This is a genomic window from Chloroflexota bacterium (assembly GCA_016219275.1).
In the GTDB taxonomy this organism is placed as follows: Bacteria; Chloroflexota; Anaerolineae; order UBA4142; family UBA4142; genus JACRBM01.
On record JACRBM010000066.1, the window covers coordinates 66846 to 88034 of the forward strand.

22 protein-coding genes and 1 rRNA gene are annotated in these 21189 nt (G+C 57.3%); 16 read left to right on the forward strand and 7 right to left on the reverse strand.

Annotated features, from left to right (window positions below; genetic code table 11):
- Nucleotides 1-25 precede the first annotated feature (25 nt).
- The 13 genes from HY868_18720 to HY868_18780 all read left to right on the forward strand — a co-directional run bounded on the left by HY868_18720 (nt 26) and on the right by HY868_18780 (nt 9895).
- Entirely contained in the window at nt 26-877 is an 852-nt protein-coding gene (locus tag HY868_18720; GenBank protein ID MBI5304173.1) for a DUF2085 domain-containing protein, read from the forward strand.
- A 170-nt stretch (nt 878-1047) separates the two neighbouring features.
- Nucleotides 1048-1536, forward strand: coding sequence for a cytochrome c maturation protein CcmE (locus tag HY868_18725; protein ID MBI5304174.1), 489 nt, complete (start codon nt 1048-1050; stop codon nt 1534-1536).
- Nucleotides 1537-1636: 100 nt separating this feature from the next.
- Nucleotides 1637-3682, forward strand: a complete 2046-nt coding sequence (locus HY868_18730) for a heme lyase CcmF/NrfE family subunit (GenBank protein ID MBI5304175.1) — start codon at nt 1637-1639, stop codon at nt 3680-3682.
- Between the two features lie 50 nt (nt 3683-3732).
- Nucleotides 3733-4245 (forward strand): zinc ribbon domain-containing protein, encoded by a 513-nt coding sequence (locus tag HY868_18735; protein ID MBI5304176.1) that lies wholly within the window; start codon nt 3733-3735, stop codon nt 4243-4245.
- Nucleotides 4246-4463: 218 nt separating this feature from the next.
- Nucleotides 4464-5711 carry a hypothetical protein gene (locus HY868_18740; GenBank protein ID MBI5304177.1) on the forward strand — a complete coding sequence of 416 codons (1248 nt, stop codon included), beginning with the start codon at nt 4464-4466 and terminating at the stop codon, nt 5709-5711.
- Nucleotides 5708-6427 (forward strand): heme ABC exporter ATP-binding protein CcmA, encoded by a 720-nt coding sequence (ccmA, locus tag HY868_18745; GenBank protein MBI5304178.1) that lies wholly within the window; start codon nt 5708-5710, stop codon nt 6425-6427. The genes HY868_18740 and ccmA overlap by 4 nt, the downstream gene beginning before the upstream one ends.
- Nucleotides 6424-7095: a heme exporter protein CcmB gene (locus HY868_18750; GenBank protein ID MBI5304179.1), complete on the forward strand. Its 672-nt coding sequence runs from the start codon at nt 6424-6426 to the stop codon at nt 7093-7095. The genes ccmA and HY868_18750 overlap by 4 nt, the downstream gene beginning before the upstream one ends.
- A gap of 3 nt (nt 7096-7098) precedes the next feature.
- On the forward strand, nt 7099-7314 hold the full coding sequence (locus HY868_18755; GenBank protein ID MBI5304180.1) for a hypothetical protein: 216 nt from the start codon (nt 7099-7101) through the stop codon (nt 7312-7314).
- A 39-nt stretch (nt 7315-7353) separates the two neighbouring features.
- Nucleotides 7354-8055, forward strand: a complete 702-nt coding sequence (gene ccsA, locus HY868_18760; GenBank protein MBI5304181.1) for a cytochrome c biogenesis protein CcsA — start codon at nt 7354-7356, stop codon at nt 8053-8055.
- An 18-nt stretch (nt 8056-8073) separates the two neighbouring features.
- On the forward strand, nt 8074-8268 hold the full coding sequence (locus HY868_18765; GenBank protein MBI5304182.1) for a CcmD family protein: 195 nt from the start codon (nt 8074-8076) through the stop codon (nt 8266-8268).
- A 13-nt stretch (nt 8269-8281) separates the two neighbouring features.
- A complete protein-coding gene (locus HY868_18770; protein ID MBI5304183.1) occupies nt 8282-8917 on the forward strand; it encodes a TlpA family protein disulfide reductase in 636 nt (211 codons plus the stop codon).
- Nucleotides 8914-9165, forward strand: coding sequence for a glutaredoxin family protein (locus tag HY868_18775; protein MBI5304184.1), 252 nt, complete (start codon nt 8914-8916; stop codon nt 9163-9165). Before HY868_18770 ends, HY868_18775 begins: the two co-directional genes overlap by 4 nt.
- A gap of 19 nt (nt 9166-9184) precedes the next feature.
- Nucleotides 9185-9895: a cytochrome c biogenesis protein CcdA gene (locus tag HY868_18780; GenBank protein MBI5304185.1), complete on the forward strand. Its 711-nt coding sequence runs from the start codon at nt 9185-9187 to the stop codon at nt 9893-9895.
- 45 nt (nt 9896-9940) lie between these two features.
- On the opposite strand, the gene HY868_18785 is transcribed toward HY868_18780, so the two are convergent.
- The 5 genes from HY868_18785 to HY868_18805 form a co-directional block, all read right to left on the reverse strand.
- Complete coding sequence (locus HY868_18785; GenBank protein MBI5304186.1) at nt 9941-11704, reverse strand: alanine--tRNA ligase; 1764 nt, start codon at nt 11702-11704, stop codon at nt 9941-9943.
- A 461-nt stretch (nt 11705-12165) separates the two neighbouring features.
- Nucleotides 12166-13059, reverse strand: a complete 894-nt coding sequence (locus tag HY868_18790) for a transglutaminase domain-containing protein (protein ID MBI5304187.1) — start codon at nt 13057-13059, stop codon at nt 12166-12168.
- Between the two features lie 68 nt (nt 13060-13127).
- Nucleotides 13128-13946: a MerR family transcriptional regulator gene (locus HY868_18795; GenBank protein MBI5304188.1), complete on the reverse strand. Its 819-nt coding sequence runs from the start codon at nt 13944-13946 to the stop codon at nt 13128-13130.
- Between the two features lie 128 nt (nt 13947-14074).
- A complete protein-coding gene (locus tag HY868_18800; protein ID MBI5304189.1) occupies nt 14075-14803 on the reverse strand; it encodes a hypothetical protein in 729 nt (242 codons plus the stop codon).
- Nucleotides 14800-15765 carry a threo-3-hydroxy-L-aspartate ammonia-lyase gene (locus HY868_18805; GenBank protein MBI5304190.1) on the reverse strand — a complete coding sequence of 322 codons (966 nt, stop codon included), beginning with the start codon at nt 15763-15765 and terminating at the stop codon, nt 14800-14802. Before HY868_18805 ends, HY868_18800 begins: the two co-directional genes overlap by 4 nt.
- Before the next feature lie 146 nt (nt 15766-15911).
- Here HY868_18805 and HY868_18810 point away from each other — a divergent pair, with 146 nt between their 5' ends.
- The gene (locus HY868_18810) at nt 15912-16895 is read left to right on the forward strand and encodes a nuclear transport factor 2 family protein (GenBank protein ID MBI5304191.1); all 984 of its coding nucleotides are present in this window, start codon (nt 15912-15914) and stop codon (nt 16893-16895) included.
- 53 nt (nt 16896-16948) lie between these two features.
- Nucleotides 16949-17713: a hypothetical protein gene (locus tag HY868_18815; protein ID MBI5304192.1), complete on the forward strand. Its 765-nt coding sequence runs from the start codon at nt 16949-16951 to the stop codon at nt 17711-17713.
- 18 nt (nt 17714-17731) lie between these two features.
- Here HY868_18815 and HY868_18820 read toward each other — a convergent pair whose 3' ends face one another.
- Entirely contained in the window at nt 17732-19063 is a 1332-nt protein-coding gene (locus tag HY868_18820; protein MBI5304193.1) for a 2-oxoacid:acceptor oxidoreductase family protein, read from the reverse strand.
- Nucleotides 19060-20187 (reverse strand): pyruvate flavodoxin/ferredoxin oxidoreductase, encoded by a 1128-nt coding sequence (locus tag HY868_18825; protein ID MBI5304194.1) that lies wholly within the window; start codon nt 20185-20187, stop codon nt 19060-19062. Before HY868_18825 ends, HY868_18820 begins: the two co-directional genes overlap by 4 nt.
- Before the next feature lie 395 nt (nt 20188-20582).
- Between HY868_18825 and HY868_18830 the strand changes: the two genes are divergently transcribed.
- Nucleotides 20583-21189 (forward strand): 16S ribosomal RNA (locus HY868_18830); the annotation flags it as partial.

Genomic DNA, 21189 nt, shown 5'->3' on the forward strand with positions numbered 1-21189 from the left:
GTCGCGTAACGCTTGTGGAGATTTCATGGTTCTAGTACACCGTTGGCTCGCGCCCGCGTTCCTGATCGCGTTGGGCGCGATCTTTCTGCTCGCGCCGTTTCCGTTCAAAGCGAAACTCGACGCGATTCCGTACGGGCTGGACCCGCAACGACCGGGGCACACGCACTTTTTCGGCGACACGCATTTGCCGGGCGAAGACTGGCTGCGCGCAAATGTTCCTGGCTTTGCCGCGTTCGATCCGGCGGAGCCGATGCAACTCTCGCTTGAAGCGCGCAAGGTGGGGATGTACGTTGGATTTCTCGCGGTGTGGATTTATCTCGCGATCCTGGGACGCGCGCGCGCGAAAGGAATGCCCGCGCCAGGAATTCTGGTCGCGCTGATCATCTTCGTCGGCATCATGGGTTTCGACGGATTCAACGCGTTCTTTTACGATTTGAAAATCGTGCCGCATTTGTACGAACCGCGCCTCGATTTGCGCTTGGCGACCGGATTGTTGTGCGGTTACGCGTTCGCCGGGATTCTGACGCCGGTTGTGAATTTTACGCTCTGGCGCGCAAACGACACGCGTCCGCTTTTGGCGAATTGGAAAGAATTTGCAATCGGATTTGTTCCCCTCGTCGTTGTGTACGCGCTCGCGTCGTCGGGTTGGGGCATCTGGTTGTATCCGCTCTCGATCATTTCGAGCGCGAGCGTGTTGATTCTCGTCGCGCTCATCAACGTGGTGTTTCTGTTGATCGTGTTTCGCAAAGAGTCCACGTGCGTGACGTGGCGCGACGCGCTCAACCCATTCGCCGCGGGAATCGCGTGCGCGCTCGCCGAACTTGGCGCGCTGTCGGCATTGCGGTACATCGTGCTCGGCAATACGCCGTTGCCGTAAAGCGCGAGCCGCAGAATTCAAAAAACCCAGCGGCTCTGGGCGATTGTTAGAGTATCGTAAAGTGGGAAAAAAGTTCTTTGACAATGCCCGCGTTGGGTGTTATACTTTTCAACGTCCTGATGGTGGGACACACTTTTGGCGCGCATCGGCGCGTCCTGTGAGGTGAAAGAATGACAACGGTACGTATGCCCGAGGTCCGGGAGGACAAGGGCTTTTTGCCGCGCCAGACGAAACTGTTGCTTGGCGCGTTTCTCATTTTGGGTGCGATTGCCGCGTTCGCGTTCACAAGTCTGCAAGGCAATCAACAGTACTTTCTCACGCTCGCCGAATTGAAATCGAAAGGCGATGCCGCGACCAAGCAGACGGTTCGCATCGGCGGTAATCTCTTGCCGAATTCAACGCACATTAACAGTAAAGAAGTCACCGCGCAGTTCACGTTGACCGACGAGGCGAAGAACGTCGTGCCGGTCGTCTACAAGGGCGTGTTGCCGGACACGTTCGAGAAAAGTACGCAGGTGATTGCCGAAGGTAAACTCGACGGTAGTGGCGTGTTCCAAGCGTCGCTCGTGCTCGCGAAATGCCCATCCAAGTACGATCCATCCCAGATCGAATGGCACACAAGTACCGAGCAAGGCAATCTCAACTATTCTCAAAAGTGATGCAAGAATCCAGGTTTCTTGGAGAAACCTGGATTATGCCGAAGGAAAAAGTCGCGGGTGGTTGATACCGCAACTGGTCTGAAACCTAGAGAGAGATACCATGCCAATCCTGGGATATATTTCGATCTTCGTCGCGCTCGTCGTCGCGGTGTACACCGGTATTGCCGCGTGGCTGGGCGCCAAGCGCAACCTTCCGCAACTTGTCACGAGCGCGCGCAACGGCACGCTGTTGTTCACCGCGTTGATGACGATCGCCGTCGCTGTCATCGTCGTCGCGCTCTACACGCGCGATTTTTCGATCGCGCTCGTCGCAAACAACACAAGCAGTGAACTGCAATCGCTCTACACCGTGACCGCGCTCTGGGCGAATCAAGCCGGCAGTCTGTTGTTCTGGTCGTGGATTCTGTCGCTCTACTCGGCGGCGGTGATTCTCCGCAAATGGGAACGCGATCACGACTTGATGCCGTACGTCATCGTGGCGTTGATGGCGATTCAAACATTTTTCGCGTTCATGTTGGCGTTCGTCAGCAGTCCGTTCGCGCGCTGGTGGATGGTCGGTGGAAAAACGGTCATGTCTCTGTTTCGTCCAGAAGGCGGCATGTTGTTCATTCCGCCGGATGGACAGGGCTTGAATCCATTGTTGCAACATCCGGCGATGGCGATTCATCCGCCGATGTTGTACCTGGGTTACGTCGGATTCACGATACCGTTCGTATTCGGCATGGCGGCATTGTTGAGTGGCAACCTGGGTGTCTCGTGGCTGCGCACCACGCGCCGTTGGACGCTCGCGCCCTGGCTCTTTCTTTCGATGGGCTTGATGCTCGGCGGACGCTGGGCGTACGATGTGCTCGGCTGGGGCGGGTACTGGGGCTGGGATCCGGTCGAGAACTCGGCGTTCATGCCGTGGCTGACCGGGACCGCGTTTCTCCATTCGGTGATGGTGCAAGAGCGCCGCGGCATGCTCAAAGTCTGGAACATGGGCTTGATCATCATCACCTTCGCGCTCGTCTTGTTCGGCACGTTCCTGACGCGCAGCGGCATCATCTCGTCGGTGCACGCCTTCGCCGAGTCGGACATTGGCGCGTGGTTCCTCTCGTTCATCGCCGGCATTACGCTAGTCGCGACCGGGTTGTTGTTTACGCGCGTCAAGGAATTGCGGAGCGAGCGTGAAATTGATTCGCTCTTTTCCCGCGAAGCGTTTTTCCTGCTGAACAATTTACTCTTTGTCGGCGCGGCATTCGTCGTGCTGTGGGGCACCGTGTATCCGTTGTTCAGCGAACTCGTGTACAACCAGAAACTGACCGTAGGTCCACCGTACTTTAACCAGGTTGCCGCGCCGATTTTCGGCACACTGTTGCTTGTGATGGCGATCATTCCGTTGATCGGGTGGAGCGGCGCGACCGGCGCGAAATTCCTTCGTAAACTCGTGCGACCGTTGATCGGCGCGGTTATCGTCGGCGCGATTCTGTTCGCGCTGGGCGTTCACGAGTGGGTCGCGTTGCTGGGCTATTTTCTCGCGGCGTTGGCTCTCATCGCGACGATTGGCGAAATTGCCGAAGGCGCGTGGGCGCGCGCGCGCAATACGCACGAGAATGTCGGCGTCGCGTTTCTGAATTTGCTCGCGCGCAATCGCCAACGCTACGGCGGCTACTTGATTCACATCGCGGTCGCAATGATGGCGGTCGGCATCATCGGTTCCCAGGTTTACACGACCGACGTGACGCGCGCGCTCAAGCCCGGCGAGACCTTGCAGGTGCGCGATTACACGCTCCAGTACGAAAAACTTTCGCCGGAATTTCCGAGCGGCGAAGCGCGCGTGACCTCGGCAACGCTCGGCGTGTTTCGCGGCGGCGTGCGCGTCGCGACGATCTCGCCGGCGCGCAGTTTCTTCGAACGACAAGGCGAAACGCAAACTCAGCCCGCGATTGTCGCATCGCTGCAAGAAGACTTGTACGTCATCATCGCCGGCTGGGAACCGAATTTCGAGACGGTCACATTCCGCGCGTACGTGAACCCGATGATCGCGTGGTTGTGGCTCGGCGGCATCGGACTCGTGCTGTTTACGCTGATCGCCGCGTGGCCCAACGAACGCGAACCCGCGTTGCAACGGCAAGACACTCTGGCGAAACAGCCGGCGCACGCCTAAATTCGATTTTGATGTAGAGGCGACGCAGGCGTCGCCTCTACGGGGGAAGCTTGGAATACATTCTCATCGCTCTAGTCGTTGTGATTACCCTCGCGGTGATCGCGTACCCGTTGTTCACCGCGCCGCGCGCCAAGTTGAGCGCGCCGGAAAACGCGCTCGATCCGTTGCTCGCGCAACGCGATGCGACGTACGATGCGATTCGCGATCTCGATTTCGATTATTCGCTCGGTAAATTATCGCAAACCGATTACGCGACGCTGCGTGACAAGTACAGAACGCGCGCGGCGCAATTGCTCCAACAGATTGACGCGGCAAGTAGCAGGAATGGCGAGCAACTCGACGCGCAAATCGAAGCCCAGGTCGCGCAGATGCGCCGCGCCAAAGAAGATGTCATCGAGAGCGAGGTCGCGCGCTTGCGCGCCAAAAAACAAAGTGCGGTTGAAAAACCGGTCGCGCCCACGCGCGCGGCAAAAGCCGAACCCGCGCTCGGATTCTGCGGGAAATGCGGCACGCCGCGCCGCGCGGGTGACAAGTTTTGTAGTAAGTGCGGCGCGAAATTGTGAGTGTGATGTCGAGGTTTGTTTTTAGAATTGGCATTGGTAGAGACGTTCGCGGAGCGTGCAACGTCTCTACCAATGCCGAAATTCCCCACTCTTTTCTTGCTCAGGTTTACAGTTTAAACTTGTACATCCTGTTATCTCGCGTTTCTAAGCATACAATTATTTGAAAGGAAATTCCCATCAAAACACAAACCTTTTATCACGCAAAACATGCGCTCTTTTTGTGTGCCGCTATCGCGTTCGTCGCATTACTGGCATTGTTCGCGCCCAGCGCGCGCGTCGACGCACAAGCCGGCGGGCAGGGTAAACTAGAAGGACAAATTGTCAACGGCACCAAAGATGCTAAACTGCAAAATCCATCGAGTCTCGTCGTGACGCTCTACAGCGCTGTCGCGAATGCAAGCACACCGATCTCGCAGACGACCAAAAGCGACAACGATGGTAAATTTGTTTTTGCGAGTCTCGACACGAACGCGGGCACGCGCTATTTGCTCACGACGACCTACCTCGGCGTGGATTACGCGTCCGATGTGTTCACGTTCGCGGCGAATCAAACGACCGTGACGCAAACCTTGCAGGTGCACGACACGACGACGGATCGCGCATCGCTCCAAGTGATGCAGACGCATTTGGTGATTGACGTGCAACCGCGCATCTTGCAGATCGTGCAAATCGTCCAAGTCGTGAACATGAGCGACCGCGCGATCATCCATGCGGGTCCCCATGATCCGACGCTCATCGTGCCCACGTTGGCAAAGGCGCAGGCATTTCAATTCGACAGTCCGACGGTCGAGTCCACAACGCTGGTCGGCGATGGCGTGATTACGTACACGTTGCCCTTTGCGCCGGGCGTGGATCAAATCGTTTTCAACTATACCGTTCCGTACACTCCGCCCACGTACGATTTTCGCTTGGCATTGCCGTTCGATACTCCCACGTTGCGCATCTTGCTTTCGGATGTCAAAGCCAATGTGCAGAGTTCACAACTGGGTGCGACGTCGCTTTTCCCGACGCAAAGCGGGCAAACCTTTTTGCAGACGACCGCAAGCAGTATCAAAGCCGGCACCGAAGTGCGCGCGACGTTTTCCAATTTGACCGGCGCGGGTAGTTCGGCGACCGCGCCGAGTGGGGGACCCGTATCCGCGCCCACCGGTCAGGATAACAACACATTGATTGCCGGCGTTGTGCTGGGTGTCGTGGGTATCGCCGCGCTCGGTCTGATCGGTTTTGCGATCACGCGTCGCCGCGCCGCGCAATTCGCAGAGGACGAGGAGTACGAGGAAGAAGAGGAAGAAGCGCCGGCGTCAACCGACAGTCAACGCCTCGAACTCTTGCAGAAACTCGCCGACCTGGACGATGAATTCGAAGCCGGCAAAATCGCGCAAGAGGAATACAAGCAACAACGCGATGCGATCAAAGCCGAACTGCGCGAGTTGATGCAAGCCAAGGACGCGGAGACCAAAGAGTGAGCGATACGCTCATCGCGGTTGAAAAACTCGACAAGACCTTTGGCGCGCGCTGGGCGCTGCGGAATGTGACGTTCCGCGTTGTGCCGGGGGAAATTGTCGCGCTCGTGGGACCGAACGGCGCGGGCAAGACGACGCTCTTGCGCGCGCTCACGACACTCGCGCGACCGAACGCCGGACAAATCCTGATCGGTAAGATTCCGCTCGCGCAACATCCGAATGCCGCGCGCCAAGCGATCGGGTTCGTCGGTCATCAAACGTTCATGTACGACGACCTGACCGCGTTGGAGAATCTCACGTTCTACGCGCGGCTGTACGATTTGCCGGACGCGACGACACGCGTGCGCACGGTCGCCGAACGCGTCGGCATCGCGCATCGCTTGAACGACATTACACGCACGCTCTCACGCGGGTTGCAGCAACGGCTCACGCTCGCGCGCATGTTATTGCACGACCCCGCCGTGATTCTGCTCGACGAGCCGTACACCGGGCTAGACAAGATCGCGGCGGACATGCTCGACGCGATCATGCTCGACGCGAAAAACGAAGGGCGCGCGGTGCTGTTCTCGACGCACGACCTCGAACGCGGGCTGGCGATTGCCGACCGCGCGATCATCATGAAAGCCGGGCGCGTCGTCCATGATTTGCCGCGCCGCGAGTGGCGCGACCTCGCCGGGTTTATGCAGATTTATGCTGGAGTGCTGGGAGACCAACGTTGAGATTCCTCCGCCAAGTTTCCGCCATCGTCCAAAAAGACCTCGCCGCCGAACTTCGCACCAAAGAAAACTTGAGCGCAATGGTGGTGTTCTCGCTGTTGGTGCTGGTCATTTTCAATTTCGCATTTGAGTTGCAGGGTCTCGATATTCGCGCAGTGGGCGCGGGCGTGCTCTGGGTCGCGTTCACGTTCAGCGGCATCCTGGGTCTGGGACGTTCGTTCGCAGCGGAAAAAGACAAGGGCAGTCTCGAAGGCGTGTTGTTGTCGCCGGTGGATCGCGGCGCGGTGTTTCTGGGCAAAGCTGCGAGCAACTTTATTTTCATCAGCGTGATGGAAGCGGCGACACTCCCGCTGTTCGCGGTGTTGAACAATGCGAACCTGCCCTGGTGGCCCCTGATTCCGTACATCGTGCTTGGCACACTCGGCTTTGCCGGGATGGGTACACTGTTGTCGGCGGTCGCGTCGTCTACCAAGATGCGCGAAGTGATGTTGCCAATTCTGCTCTTCCCAGTTTCGGTCCCGCTGTTGATGGCGGCGGTGAATCTGACCAAAGGCGCGTTGCAAGAGCGCGCGTTCGACGAGGTGTTCAACTGGTTCAGCATTCTCGTGACGTACGATGTGATCTTTATCGTCGTCGCGTTCCTGGTGTTCGAGTACGTGGTAGAAGAATAGCAGATGAAAAAAAGATTTGTCCTCTGCATCAATAACACTGACTATGAAGCTTCGCTGATTCGCCGAAAGATTTACAAAGTCATTCCAGATGAACGTGCGGAACGAGATGGATTAATTCGAGTGGTTGATGAAAGCGGCGAGGATTACTTGTTCGGCGCGGATCGGTTCGTCACTGTTGAATTATCGGAAGCAGTCGAGCGAGTGTTGGTTACCACGTGAGGTCGTGTCGGTTTAATACCCGTCGAATGGGATGGAAAAATGTCGCGTAACTCGGATCGTTGGCTTGACCTGCTTGGGCTGGCGACGTTGGTTCTCATCGTCGTCGGTTTGTATATGGCGTTCCTGTACGCACAGACCGAAGTGAACATGGGCTTAGTCTATCGCATCTTCTTTTTTCACATGGGCTCGATTGCCGCCGGCATGGTCTCGGCGCTCGTCGTCGGCGTCGTGTCCATTGGTTATTTGAAAACGTCGTCGCGCGCGTGGGATCGCGTGGCGGAAGCGTCCGCCGAAGTCGGCGTGGTCTTTTCCACCATCGGTCTGGTGACCGGCTCGATTTGGGCGCGCCCGATCTGGGGCGTGTGGTGGACGTGGGACCCGCGCCTCACGACGTTCCTCATCATGTGGCTGATCTACATCGCGTACTTGATGTTGCGCGCCTCGGCGCGCGATGATGCGCGGGTCGCGCGGTTTGCCGCCGTGTACGGAATCCTGGGCATGGCGAACGTGCCCATCGTGATTATGAGCGCGCGTATCTGGCGCGGCATTTCGCCTGTGCTGTTTCAGCAAACGGCGGAACAGCAGATTACATTTGGCTTGACGCCGGAAATGACGCAGGCGTTAGTGGTGTGCATCATCGCGCATCTGTTTCTATTCACGTATTTGGTCGCGTATCGCACGCGTCTCGAAACGGTGCGCGACGAACTGCTGGTGTTGCGTCGCGCGCGCGCGGCGAAATAATCGCATTGAGGTTCTCCGATGGAAATCACGCTCAAAGATTTACTCGCGGAAATTCGCAACTTGTCTTATCTGTTTTACGGGTACACGGTGGTCTGGGTGTTCCTGCTCGGTTATCTGTTCATGCTGTCGCGGCGCGAACGAAACTTGCGCGACCAAATCGAGGAACTGAAAAAGTCCATCGCGAGCGAACATACTGACGCGGGCGACGCATAGAATCGAGGTAGAGATGCGAGAGATACGTAACATATCCTTGCGATGGTTGCGTGCTACTTTTCGGCATGGCACGATCAGAGCGGTTTCGATTCCGCTTGAATTGCCCGTTCAAACCTTCGCAGGGATTCTGATTTTCAGCGCGATGCTGTTGAGCGCGTGCGGGATGATTAGTCCCAGCGCGAGCACGAGCGCGAATACGAATGCGAGTGCGCGACCCAGCATCGTGAAAATCGGCGACCTCGCGCCGGAGATCAAACTCAAATCTATGACCGGCGAACTAGTCGTGTTGTCGCAGTTGAAAGGCAAGATCGTGCTCGTCAACTTTTGGGCGACGTGGTGCGGTCCGTGCCGCGCCGAATTTCCGGCGTTCGTGCGCAAGACCAAGGAGTACGCCGACAAGGATTTTGTGATTCTCGGCGTCAACACGCAAGACGAAAACACCGACGAAGGCGTGCTGGCATTTATGCGAAATTCGCTCGTGAATTTCACGATCATGCGCGATCTCGACGGGAGCGCCGCGCGCGCATATCGCGTGACTGGTTTGCCGACGAGTGTTTTCATTGACCGCGCCGGCATCGTGCGCGACATTATCGTCGGCGGACCGATCCCGGATGCAAAGATTGACGAGGAAATCGCGAAACTGCAATGATGTCGCATCGCGTTGTGATGTACACCAAGCCGGGTTGTCACTTGTGCGAAGATGCGATGGCGATGTTGCGCGATTTGCAAAACGAATTCGCGTTGGCGATTGAGGAACGCGACATTACGACGAACGACGCGTGGTTCAAACAGTACTTTGAAAAGATTCCGGTTCTGATGATTGACGATCACGTCACGCTTGCCGCGCCGCTTCGCGCGGATGAGGTGCGTGCGTCGTTGAGTTCCGTCAACGTGTAGGAATTGAAAGAGGATTGATATGTCCGTGTTGATTGCATTTGCCGCCGGCTTGCTCTCGTTTCTCTCGCCGTGTGTGCTGCCGATGGTACCGATTTACATCGGCTATCTCAGCGGCGCGGCGGTGACGCCAGAAGGCATCGTCTCCGCGCGGCGCGAAGCGATTGCGCACGCGGGCGCGTTCGTGCTCGGCTTTACGCTCATCTTTATCGCGATCTTTAGCGCGCTCTCCGTGCTCACCGTGTTCGTCAGCAAAGTTGACCTGGGTCACATCGCCGGCGCGATCTTGATCGTGTTCGGGATTCACTTTATCGGTATCGTACGGATTCCGTTTTTGTATCAAGAGGCGCGCGTGCATGTGGGGCAACGGTCGCTCGGCTATCCGACTTCGCTGTTGACCGGCATGGCGTTCGCCGCGGGCTGGACGCCGTGCGTCGGTCCGAACCTGGGTCTGGCGATTTCGCTCGCGGGGCAAGAGGCGACGATGTTGCAAGGCACGGGGTTGTTGCTGGCGTACTCGGCGGGGCTGGGCATTCCATTCTTGCTCGTCGCGTTTGGGTTGGGGAGCGCAAGGCAATGGCTGCGGAAACTCACTCCGCATCTGCGTAAGATCGAAATCGCGAGCGGCATCTTGCTCGTTGTGATGGGCGCGCTATTGTTGTTGGACAAGTTCCAATGGTTGAATGCCGTGTTCTACAACCTCACGCCCGAGTGGATGAAGAGTTTGTTGTGATTCCAAGACCTTCCAGGTTTCGCGCAAGCGCCTGGAAGGTCTTTTTTATTCCAACACTGCGCGCACGCGCCGCACGCCTTGCCCCACCGCTTCTTGCTTGGCGATTTTGAATCGCCCCAGTTCGTTCGTGCGGGTCACGTGCGGACCGCCGCACACCTCTTTCGAAAATCCGCCAATCGAGTAAACCTTGACCTGGTCGCCGTACTTTTCGCCAAAGAACGCGAGTGCGCCGGACGCCGTCGCCTGATCGAGTGGCATCACCTCGACCGAAACCAGCAAGTCGTTCGCGATTTGTTCGTTGACGATGCGTTCAACCTCTGCGATTTGTTCGGGCGTCAATTTCTCCGGGTACGAAAAATCGAAACGCAAGCGTTCCGCCGTGATGTTCGATCCCATTTGATGCACGGAGGTTCCCAGGACTTGGCGCAGTGCTTGATGCAACAGATGCGTTGCGGTGTGCAATCGTGTCGTCGTCTCGGCGTGATCGGCTAACCCGCCTTTGAACTTGTGCTCACTCCCGCGCCGCGATTCCTCCTTGTGCTCCCGATACAATGCCTCAAAGCCAGTTTCATCCACACTCAATCCTTGCTCGCGCGCCAACTCGACCGTCAATGGCAACGGAAAGCCGAACGTCTCGAAAAGATTGAATGCCTCGGACGCAGGAATCGTGTTTTCGCCATGCGTGCGAATTTGCTCGACAACTTTGTGATACTCGCCCAGCCCACGCGCGAGCGCGCTCTGAAACTTGATCTCTTCGCGCGCCAACGTGTCCGCGATGTGCACGCGTCGTTGCGCGAGTTCGGGATACGCGTGCGCGAAAAGGTCAACGACGATGCCGGACAACTCAGCGCAGAAATCACGCGTGATGTTTACCTCGCGTCCATAGCGTACCGCGCGGCGAATCAAGCGGCGGATGACGTACCCGGCTTCGACGTTGGACGGCGTTGCGCCATCCGCAATCGCAAACGTCGACGCGCGGACATGATCGGCGATGACGCGGAACGCGCGCGGATTGTCCGCGTACCGCAGACCCGATAATGTTTCGATGCGTTGGATGAGCGGGTAGAGCGTTTCGACCAGGAACACATCGTCCAGTCCTTGCAAGACGGCGGCAGTGCGATCCACGCCCATCCCAGTATCCACGCATTGCTGTTTCAGTTTTTCGTATCGTCCGTCGCTCGTCTTGTTGAATTCCATGAACACATTGTTCCAGATTTCGAACCACTTGCCACAGTGACAACCCGGCATACACCCAGGATGATCGGGTTTGCCGGTGTCGTAAAAAATTTCCGAATCGGGTCCGCACGGTCCGGTCGTGCCGGCGGGTCCCCACCAATTATCTCTTTTCGGCAAATAGAAAATGCGATTTTCCGGAATGCCCAGGCGTCGCCAAATTTCGGCGGACACATCATCGCGCGGCGCATCGGCATCGCCGGCGAAAACGGTGACGGACAAACGCGTTGGCTCAATCGCCAGATCACGCGTCAGAAATTCGAAACTCCACGCGAGCGATTCCGCTTTGAAATAATCGCCGAGCGACCAGTTGCCGAGCATCTCGAAAAAAGTGAGATGCGATGTGTCGCCGACCTCGTCAATGTCGTCGGTGCGGAGACATTTCTGCACGTCTACCAAACGACGTCCGAGTGGATGCGGCTCGCCTAATAAAAAGGGCACAAGCGGATGCATACCCGCCGTCGTGAACAAGACCGTCGGATCGTTTTCCGGCACCAAGGGCGCAGAGCGAATTCGTTTGTGTCCGCGTGCTTCGAAAAATTGTTGATAGCGTTCGCGCAGTTCATTGGCTTGCATGATTCCTCCTGCAAAAAGTCTATCTGTCATTGCGAGGGCGGTTTTTGCCCGAACCAATCACCCCTCCCAACCCTCCCCTTGGAAAGGGGAGGACTAGGGTGGGGTTGGGTATTTCCCTAACAAAAAACTCGTCCTCAAATTTTTGAGGACGAGTTGATCTCGTGGTACCACCTCGATTTGTCCGGCGCGTAAGCGTCGAACCTCGTGTGCTCGCTATCGGGAGCGCCCGGTGAGTTTTACTTGCCGTGCGGCTTTCCTCTCACGTCTCAAGGGCGGCGAACGTCGCTGGCTTGCATCGGGCTTGCACCTTGCGCCCGTCTCTCTGATCAATTACGCGACGCTTGTTCCCTCTCACTGACGAGCGCATTATACTCACGAACGCGCTTCCGAGCAAATCGCACAGTGCCATAGAGAATATAGGGGCATAGAGGAAAAAACAAAAATTTCTCTATGGCAGATTTTTATCGCACCTCTGATTCGATCTCAATCTGTTGTGCGCCCTTGTCCAAATAGGTGGTGATCACCGGCGGTACGCGCAAGCGGTCGTCGTTTTTGTACAGCGCGCGCACCGCGTCGAACTGCGGCACATCGCCGCACGTCAGTTCGGCGACGTGATCGAGGAACGCGAGATCGTCTGCCGACAAATCTTCATCGCGCCGATTGATCGCGCCCCAACTATCCCAGGGGAGCAATTCCATTTTGTTGAGCGACGCGACATCGCGCACCAAATCGCCGCGCACGAACCAGAGTCCGTGCATGTTGAAAATTCCGAACGCTTCCGGGTCGGCATGACCAATGCGGCACATTTGCCATGTTTTGCCGCCGACGATGAATTGATCGCGCGGCACGTCGAGCGGGTCGAACGTGACGTGGAGTTGCTCGCGTTGAAACGCATCGAGTTGCGCGTCCACCAACACCCAACGCGATTGTGCGGCGTTCCAATACTCGGCGACCCAGTGATCTTCGTAGTGGTTCGGCAAAAAGTATGTGGCGAAACCGCACCGCGCGCGAGCAGGCACACCTTGATGTTTCAACAACGTCACCAACATGACTGAAAAGTGACGACAGTTGCCGACGAGTTTTTGCTCGAGCGCGCGCGGGTCGCTGAGTGGACGCGAATCGAGTTCGCGGATGCGCGCGAGTCCCTGCGCGACTGCACGAATTTGTACTTCTTGTTTGCGTTCTTCGGCGAGTTTCAATCCGTACCGTTCCGCCCAGAAGATGTGAATCAGCAAACCTTGTACGACGCGCACAAGCGCGGCAAGGTCGCGCGGCAAATCGGCGAGCAGAGGTGCGTGTGCGCGCGGATCGGTCATCTTGCCGGGTTGAGCATAGTACTCGAGCGGATTGGTCATCGGCAACTCCTTGGTTTGATTGGTTGTAAAATTGTTGGGGGCGAGCGAGCCGCTCGCCCCACTGTGCGTTACACTTTTTCGACCGGCATCTGAATCTCGGTCACATAAGACGGATCGTCTTGCCGCACGGGTTCGCCGGACTGGATGTAGATCTCGCGGTCGGGTCCGCAGATGCGATACTCGTTCGCCTGAATCCACGCGCCCAGCGCCGAGTACGCTTGATGCAGTGTGTTAAATGGACCATGGTGGATAATGCTTGCCATCGCGGCGACGGCGGGCAGGTCGTACACCTGGACGCGCGCGTTGCCCTTGAGCGCGCCGTCGAACGATTGGCACACTTCGGCGTCCACGTCGCGTTCTTTGAACTCCTTGTCGTGGTACAGCGTAAAGCATGGTCCGCTCATCGCCACGCGGTTCTGACCCAGGTACGCGTACAGTTCATCCCACAAGTCTCCTTGTTCCGCGTAAGTCGGAATCGTGTCGCGAATGGACGCGACGCGCATCGCCGGCACTGATTTGATCACCACGTCGTACGTTGGCATTTTGCCCTCCTGTTCGATTTGTTTCAGCCGCGCCTCGACGCGCGCCAGGCGAGCTTGCTCGTCGTGCACACGCGTTTGCACTTCGAGTTGCTTGAGGCGCAACATCCCGCGCATTTGATCGGCGGTGAGTTGGTCGTTCAACAGTTGCGCGATCTGTTCGAGCGACAACCCCAGGTCTTTGAGCGCGAGAATGCGATTGAGGCGCGGCAGTTGGTCGGCGGAGTAATAGCGATAAGCGGTGAAGCGGTCTATCTCTACCGGTGTGAGTAGACCGAGTTCGTCGTAGAAACGCAAGGTCTTGACCGACACTTGCGCGAGTTTGGAAAATTCACCGATCTTGAACATGGTTTTGCTCCGTCGAATTCATTCTGCCAACGTTATACACCCTCCGGCGAGGGGAGAGTCAAGTAGTTTCGTTTAATCGTTTTCTAGTTGAACCGCAACGATCCAACTGAAAAACGATTAAACGAATCTTACGAATAATCGCCGCCGCACTTGATCGTCAGCGTCGTGCGATCCTTGCCATCAATCCACGTGAGTGCGCGAAAGATCGGATCGGGCGAGTCGTTGTACAAAACCTGGGTGTCGGCGTACTCGCGCGTTGCACATGCGGCGCGATGATTTTGCAACCCAGGCACCCAGGGTCCGACGCTGATTTCGTTGAAACCGGATTTGAGTTCGACGGGTGTGGGTGCGCTCTGCGTTGCGCCGCTGTTGCCCGGCGGAAACGTCATCGCGATTTTGTACTTGCCTTGCGGTGTGCTCGGCGCGGGAATCGTATTGCACAAACCGACACGAAACTGCCGCGGATCGTAATCCCAGATCAATTCGGGTGTGCCGTAGAGGTACATCACGTAAATACCCGGCGCAAGTTGCTTTGCCAAACTCGCGCACAACTGCGCCGCGCTCGGTGTCGGGCTGGGTCCGGCCGGCGGCTTGGTTAGGATCGGTGTGCGCGTGCGCGTGCGCGTCGCGGTTGCGCTAGGTTTCGGCGCACTCGTCGCCGTGTTGGTTGGCGCGGGCGTGGACGTGCGCGTGAGTGTCGCTGTCGCGGAAGGCGCTCGCGTTGCGGTGAAAGTCGCCGTCGGTTCAGCCGTCGCCGTTGGAATCGGTGTGGGGGTCGGTTCGGGCGCGCAACCAGCGAGCAACGTAAAGCAAGTTGAAGCAATAATGAACAAAGTGATACAGCGAATCGAGTTCATTGGTCCATTCCTATCGTGCCGAGTACCTCGCCGCCGATGTTTCCGCCGGAGATAATCACGCCGACGCGTTTCAAATTGGCTGGGATGCGATTTTGCATCACCGCCGCGATAGGCACTGCGCCGGTCGGCTCGGCGACGATTTTCATGCGCGTCAACACAAAACGCACCGCGTCGAGAATTTCATCGTCGCTCACGATCACAATATCGTTGAGTAATTCGCGCATGATCGCAAACGTGAGCGTGCCGACCGATTGAGTGCGAATCCCATCCGCAATCGTCGTCGGCGGTCCGATGTGAACGATTTCGCCGCGTTGCAACGATTGCTTGGCGTCGTCCGCACCAAGCGCTTCGACGCCGAATACCTGGATTGCCGGACGCAACGCTTTCGCGGCAATCGCGCAACCGCTGATCAGCCCGCCGCCGCCGACCGGGGTGACGAGCGCGTCGAGGTCTGGGATTTCTTCGAGCAGTTCGAGCGCGGCAGTGCCTTGTCCCGCGATGATGTGCGGATCGTTGAATGGCGGTACGAGTGTGACGCCGCGTTCATCCGCGAGTTTTTTCGCGATTTCTTCACGGCTCTCGCGCAAGCGGTCGTAGACGATGACCTCCGCGCCGTACCCGCGCGTCGCGGCGAGTTTGACCGGCGGCGCGTCGTCCGGCATCACAATCGTCGCCGGGATGCCGAGGAGTTTTGCCGCGAGCGCGACGCCTTGCGCGTGATTGCCGGACGAGAACGCGACGACGCCGCGTTTTTTCGCGTCATCGTTCAACTGCGCGAGCCGATTGTACGCCCCGCGAAATTTGAACGCGCCGCCGCGTTGAAAATTCTCGCACTTGAAAAACACTTGGCGCGCGGTCAGCGCGTCGAACGTGCGCGAGGTCATCACCGGCGTACGATTCGCGATGCCGTGCAATCGCGCTGCCGCCGCGCGTACGTCCGTGAAGGTAACAGATAGTGACATGAGTACTTGCTCCCTATTCAGACAGACATTAACGCAATTATAACACATTCGCGCGCAATCTATGGTAAAAACGATTTCGTTTTCGGACACTGATCAACCCAGATCACGCGCCGCGTGAAGAAGCGCGAATCCTGATGGAGGGAGCAATGCAACCCAAACTATTTTTCGTGATGATGCTCGCGATGTTTGTACTCGCTACGCTCGTTGCCGGCTGCGGCGCGCCCGCGCCTGCGCCGACCGCCGTACCAACCATCGGACCGATAGCAAGTATCGCGCGATCAACCATCGCGCCGACCCCAACAGTCGCGCGACCGACGACCGCCCCCGTTGCGACAACTGCGCCCACGCCGACCGCGACCATCGCGCGACCGACGAGCACGCCGGCTCAACCGACAACCGCGCCGACCTCCGCGAATTACAACGGTGAATGGGAAGGCACGAGCGCAAAGGACAGTCCGCTGGCGTTCACGATTGAAAAGAATGAACTAACACATCTCAATGTCAATTATCGCGTGGACTCTGGATCGTGCCAATTTCTCAGTGGCAGTCGCGGCGAGACCAAGATGAATCCTCCCATCGCCGCGATCAAAAGCAAGGACATCAATATCCAGATGGATTTCGGCGACGGATACTCGCTTGCGTTTACCGGCGCGTTCACATCGAACACGGATGCCTCGGGCAAATTGATTTTCAAAGGCAATAGTCGTTCGTGTGGCGCGTTTGAAATCAATACGCAATGGACGGCGAAGAAAGCTACCCCGCCGGCGAGCGGCTCGAGTGCATCGCCCATCACTGCGCCCGCGTCAAGCAGTTCGACGAGCAGCGCCGATGTGGAAAAAGCCATCCGCGCGTTTTTCGACGCGATCAATGCCAAGGAAGTAGATGCGGCGCTCAAGTACGTGGATGACAACGTGCTCTTCAATCTTTCTGCGACGCCGGGACTGGGCAAGGCGCAACTGCGATCCTACTTGCAGGGACAAATCAATCGCGGCGTGAGATACACGGTGAGTGACGTCCAAGTGTCGGACGATGAAGCGTCATTTTCGCTCAAGACCGGCAATGGCGAAGTGACGATGAACAATGGCGCGACGTTCGACCATGGCAAGATTGATTTTATGCTGTGGGAATAATCCTAGGCAAGACCGGCGCGGTTCGCGCAACTGCGCCGGTCCGACGGTGTTGAATGAAACTCGAAATCAATCACCAAGTTGTTGCCGACCCAGTCAACCCGGATGATCTCGCGCGTTGGATGCGCGATTTGCCGGACGACGATCAAGTCATCGTCGTCTTGTCGCGCGGGAATGAGATGCTACAAGCCGCTGGTGCGCCCGCGAGTGGTTTCGCGCTGAATTATCAAGACCTGCAGCGGAAGCAATCCTGGGCGAGCAAGAATTCCGCGCTCAAAGCGCCAACGGTGATTCGCGTGTTCATGCGGTTTGCGCGCGGCGAGTGGAGTTGGCGAAGCGAGGTGGCGTGGCAGATGCCGGCGACGCCGCCATGGGCAAAATGGTTTGACATTCCGCCTGGCTTGGCGGCGCTTTTCATCTTCACGCCGATCACATTCGTCGCGTTGTGGTTTTCATCGCGGAGTGATGCGCCTGGCACGCTGCCTTTCAGTGAAGCCGCGCCGCGCGCGCTGGTTGGCATCGCGATGATTGCCGGGTACACGCAGTACGTGGATATTTTCTTTCGCCACATTCGCCCGCGCGTCAAGAACGCGCTGGCGCGCGCGTTGGGCGCGCAGATCGTCGAGAGCGGACCCGAGGTCAGTTTGTTCGCTGAGGGAATGGCGGCGGATCACTGGGAGGTGACGGGCAAGGCGCAGCCGGGCAAGGTCGTGCTCGTGTGGATTGCGGATGGGGCGCTGTTAATTGTCGGGCTGATTGGTCCGGTTGCCGCGTTCTGTATCCCAGGATTTCTGCTCGCAGAACGATTGGGGATCAAATAAAAACCTTCGCACCTTGTTCTACAAAATAAATTCGCTCGCGGCAACGACTTTCAAATTCTCCTGCGCGATGTCCGTACTTTGCCCCGTACTGATTGCCTCGCGCAACGCGTCGAGCGGGAACAGGTTTGCGTGGCGCACGATGGCGGCAGTCGCCATCAATGCGAGCGATTTTTTCGTTGGGTGAGCGCGCGAAAAATCAAACGCGATTTTCCGTGCGCGCGTTTCGATACGCTCTGTGAGTTCTGGGACGACGTAAACCGTTTGCGATTCGTCCATCGCGCGGAGTTGGCGCGGGACCTGGGCTAGTCCTTCGGGGGTGAGCACTGCGAGAATGTCTGGCTTGGCGATGCCCATAAACAGAATTTCCTCGCGACTCAGGATCACTTCGGACACGGAATAGCCGGTCATCACAGTCACGGGGTAATCGTCGCGTTGTGTCGCCCACAAGCCCGCGTACATCCCGCCAAGTGCGAGCGCGGACGCGGTGGATTTCACCTTGCCGCCCGCCGCGCCGGCGAGGACGATGCGCGTTGTCTTAGTGAGCGCACTGTCGAACTTTATCTCGATAGATTGGGGCTGGGTAATTGGCAATTGGTTATTGGCAAATTGTTCGTGATACGCGCGCGCAAGTTCCGGCGCGTCCAGGCGTTGCAAAATGCCAGACGCCAGACCCAGGTTTTGTATCGTTTGCAGTAACGCGCCTTTCGAGAAATCGTTGTTCGGGACGTAGTGCGCGGTGCACAGTTCCCAGATGTCGAGAAGCGCGAACCCAGGTGTCTCGATTGCGTCTGCGATGTGGTCAGGCAAATCCTTGTCGAACGCGGCGCCGCGATAGACGAATGACGCGCCATTGACCGCGACCGTTTTGCAAATATCGAGTGGACGTTCGAGGTTGCCGAAACGCGTAGATGATGTCGTCGCGCCGTGTGGCGTCGTGACCGAATGTTGTCCGCCCGTCATGCCGAAAATTAGATTGTTGAACACGAGCACCGTGATTCCAATGTTGCGGCGCGCCGCGTTGAGCAAATGATGTCCGCCGATACCGATTCCGCCATCGCCCATCAACACGATGACGCGTAAATCGGGATTGACCAGTTTGATGCCAGTCGCGTAGGTCACTGCGCGACCATGCAAACCGTGAAACGCGTTTACATCGAAATACTGATCGCTCATGCCAACGCAACCGATGTCGGTGACGAGTACGACCTTGTGCGGATCGAGTTGTAGTTTGACTAGTGCGGTGTTGAGATGCTCGAGCGTCAATGTGTGACCACAACCCGGGCAAAACGGATACGGTCGGTCGGGGAAACGATAGGTGCTGATTCCTGGGATCATCGAATCCTCACTCATTCGCGAATCAATGCTGTAATTTCTTCCGGCTCGATCAATTCACCGTCCACGCGATTCACACCGATGACATCGGGACGTGGATCGAGCGCATACGCGACGCGTTCGATTTCGAGACGATACTGTCCAAAATTCAACTCGGGGACAATGACGCGTGAGACGCCGCGCATCGCATCGCAGAGTGATTTTTCCGGCGTGAGCCAGAGCGATTGAATGGTGAGCGTCGAGACGCGTTTGCCGGTAGAGCGCGCGTCGCGCGCGGCTTGCCACATCGAACGTGCGGTGATGCCGTAACTGACGATCAATGTGGTCGCGCCATCCTGCATGTCGCGCGTGACGAATTCGAGTTCGTCGCGGTGCGTTACGATTTTTTGGTATAGATGTCGGCTTGTCCGATTCACATTCGACGGTTTCTTGGTCAGCATCCCGGTTTCATCGTGCATCGAAGTGGTAAAGCGTGTGAGGTGTGCGCCGCCAATCGGGGAGAATGCCGGTATGTCTGCGAGTTTCCTGGTATAGTACGACACGAACTCGCCGTGGTTCGGCGCGAGGGCGCGCTCGACGCGCGCGATATGTTCGAAGGTGTTAGTGTCAACGCTCTGTTGCGCGCTCATCATTTCCTTGTCCGTCGCGATAAATACCGGTGTGCGGAATTTTTCCGCGAGATTGAACGCGTGCTGGGTCAGCGAGTAGCATTCGGCGATGCTACTGGGACACAGCGCGATGATCGGGAAGCCGCCACTCGTACACCACCTTAAGAATTGGACGTCGCCTTGCGCGACCGTGGTCGCGCCGCCGGTCGCGGGACCGAGGCGTTGCACCGCGACGATTACAAGCGGCACTTCGCCCATGATCGCCATGCCGATGTTTTCGGAGTAGAGACTGATCCCAGGTCCGCTTGTCGCGGTCATGGCTTTCGCACCGGTCATCGCCGCGCCGATGCACATGCCGATGCTTGCGATTTCATCTTCGCCTTGAATACCGATGCCGCCCAGGTTCGGCAAATCGCGCAACATTCTCAAGAGCAGCGGTGTTGCCGGCGTGATGGGGTACCCGGCGAAAAAATTGCAACCCGCGGCGCGCGCGCCGCGCGTGATGGCTTCGGCTCCATCCAGCAATTCACGCATACGCAAATCCTTTCCGGGTTCATTTTATCCTGGAACGATCTTGCGCGCAAAAAATTTAAGTTGACAAGAAATCGAATACCGCTATAATGTTCGTGCGTTAGAAGTTAAAAATCTGCGGTGCGGAGGAATAAAAGAGACAAACTCAACGGCATAGATCGTCAAATGTGTTGACGACTCTCTTTTTGTCTCCGCCGACTAACCAGTCGGCGATTTTGTTCTCTCAGGGGCACGATTTGACACGCTTGTGAAAGTGTGGTATAAAAGCGCCCGTTCGCCGATGAGGACTTTAACAACTGAAGAGTGATAGGAAAGAAGTGCGTTCGGAGATACATCGTTTCGATGTGTCCCAACAATGAATCGAAGATGCTTGGATAACTCACAAGTTGGAATACAACGGAGAGTTTGATCCTGGCTCAGGATGAACGCTGGCGGCGTGCTTAACACATGCAAGTCGAACGGACACTTTGGGAAACTGGAGTGTTAGTGGCAGACGGGTGAGTAACACGTGGGTGACCTACCTCAGAGTGGGGAATAACGGACCGAAAGGTTCGCTAATACCGCATTCGCTCGGTCCTTCAGTGGATCGCGTAAAACCTCCTTCGGGAGGTGCTTTGAGAGGGGCCCGCGTCCCATCAGGTAGTTGGTGAGGTAATGGCCCACCAAGCCGATGACGGGTAGCTGTTCTGAGAGGAAGATCAGCCACAATGGAACTGAGATACGGTCCATACTCCTACGGGAGGCAGCAGTGAGGAATATTGCGCAATGGACGAAAGTCTGACGCAGCGACGCCGCGTGGGCGACGAAGGCCTTCGGGTTGTAAAGCCCTGTGGAAGGGAACGAACCGTGTCGGGGCGAACATCCCCGGCACCTGACGGTACCCTGCTAGCAAGCACCGGCTAACTCTGTGCCAGCAGCCGCGGTAAGACAGAGGGTGCAAACGTTGTTCGGAATTACTGGGCGTAAAGCGCGTGTAGGCGGCTACGCAAGTCGGATGTGAAAGCC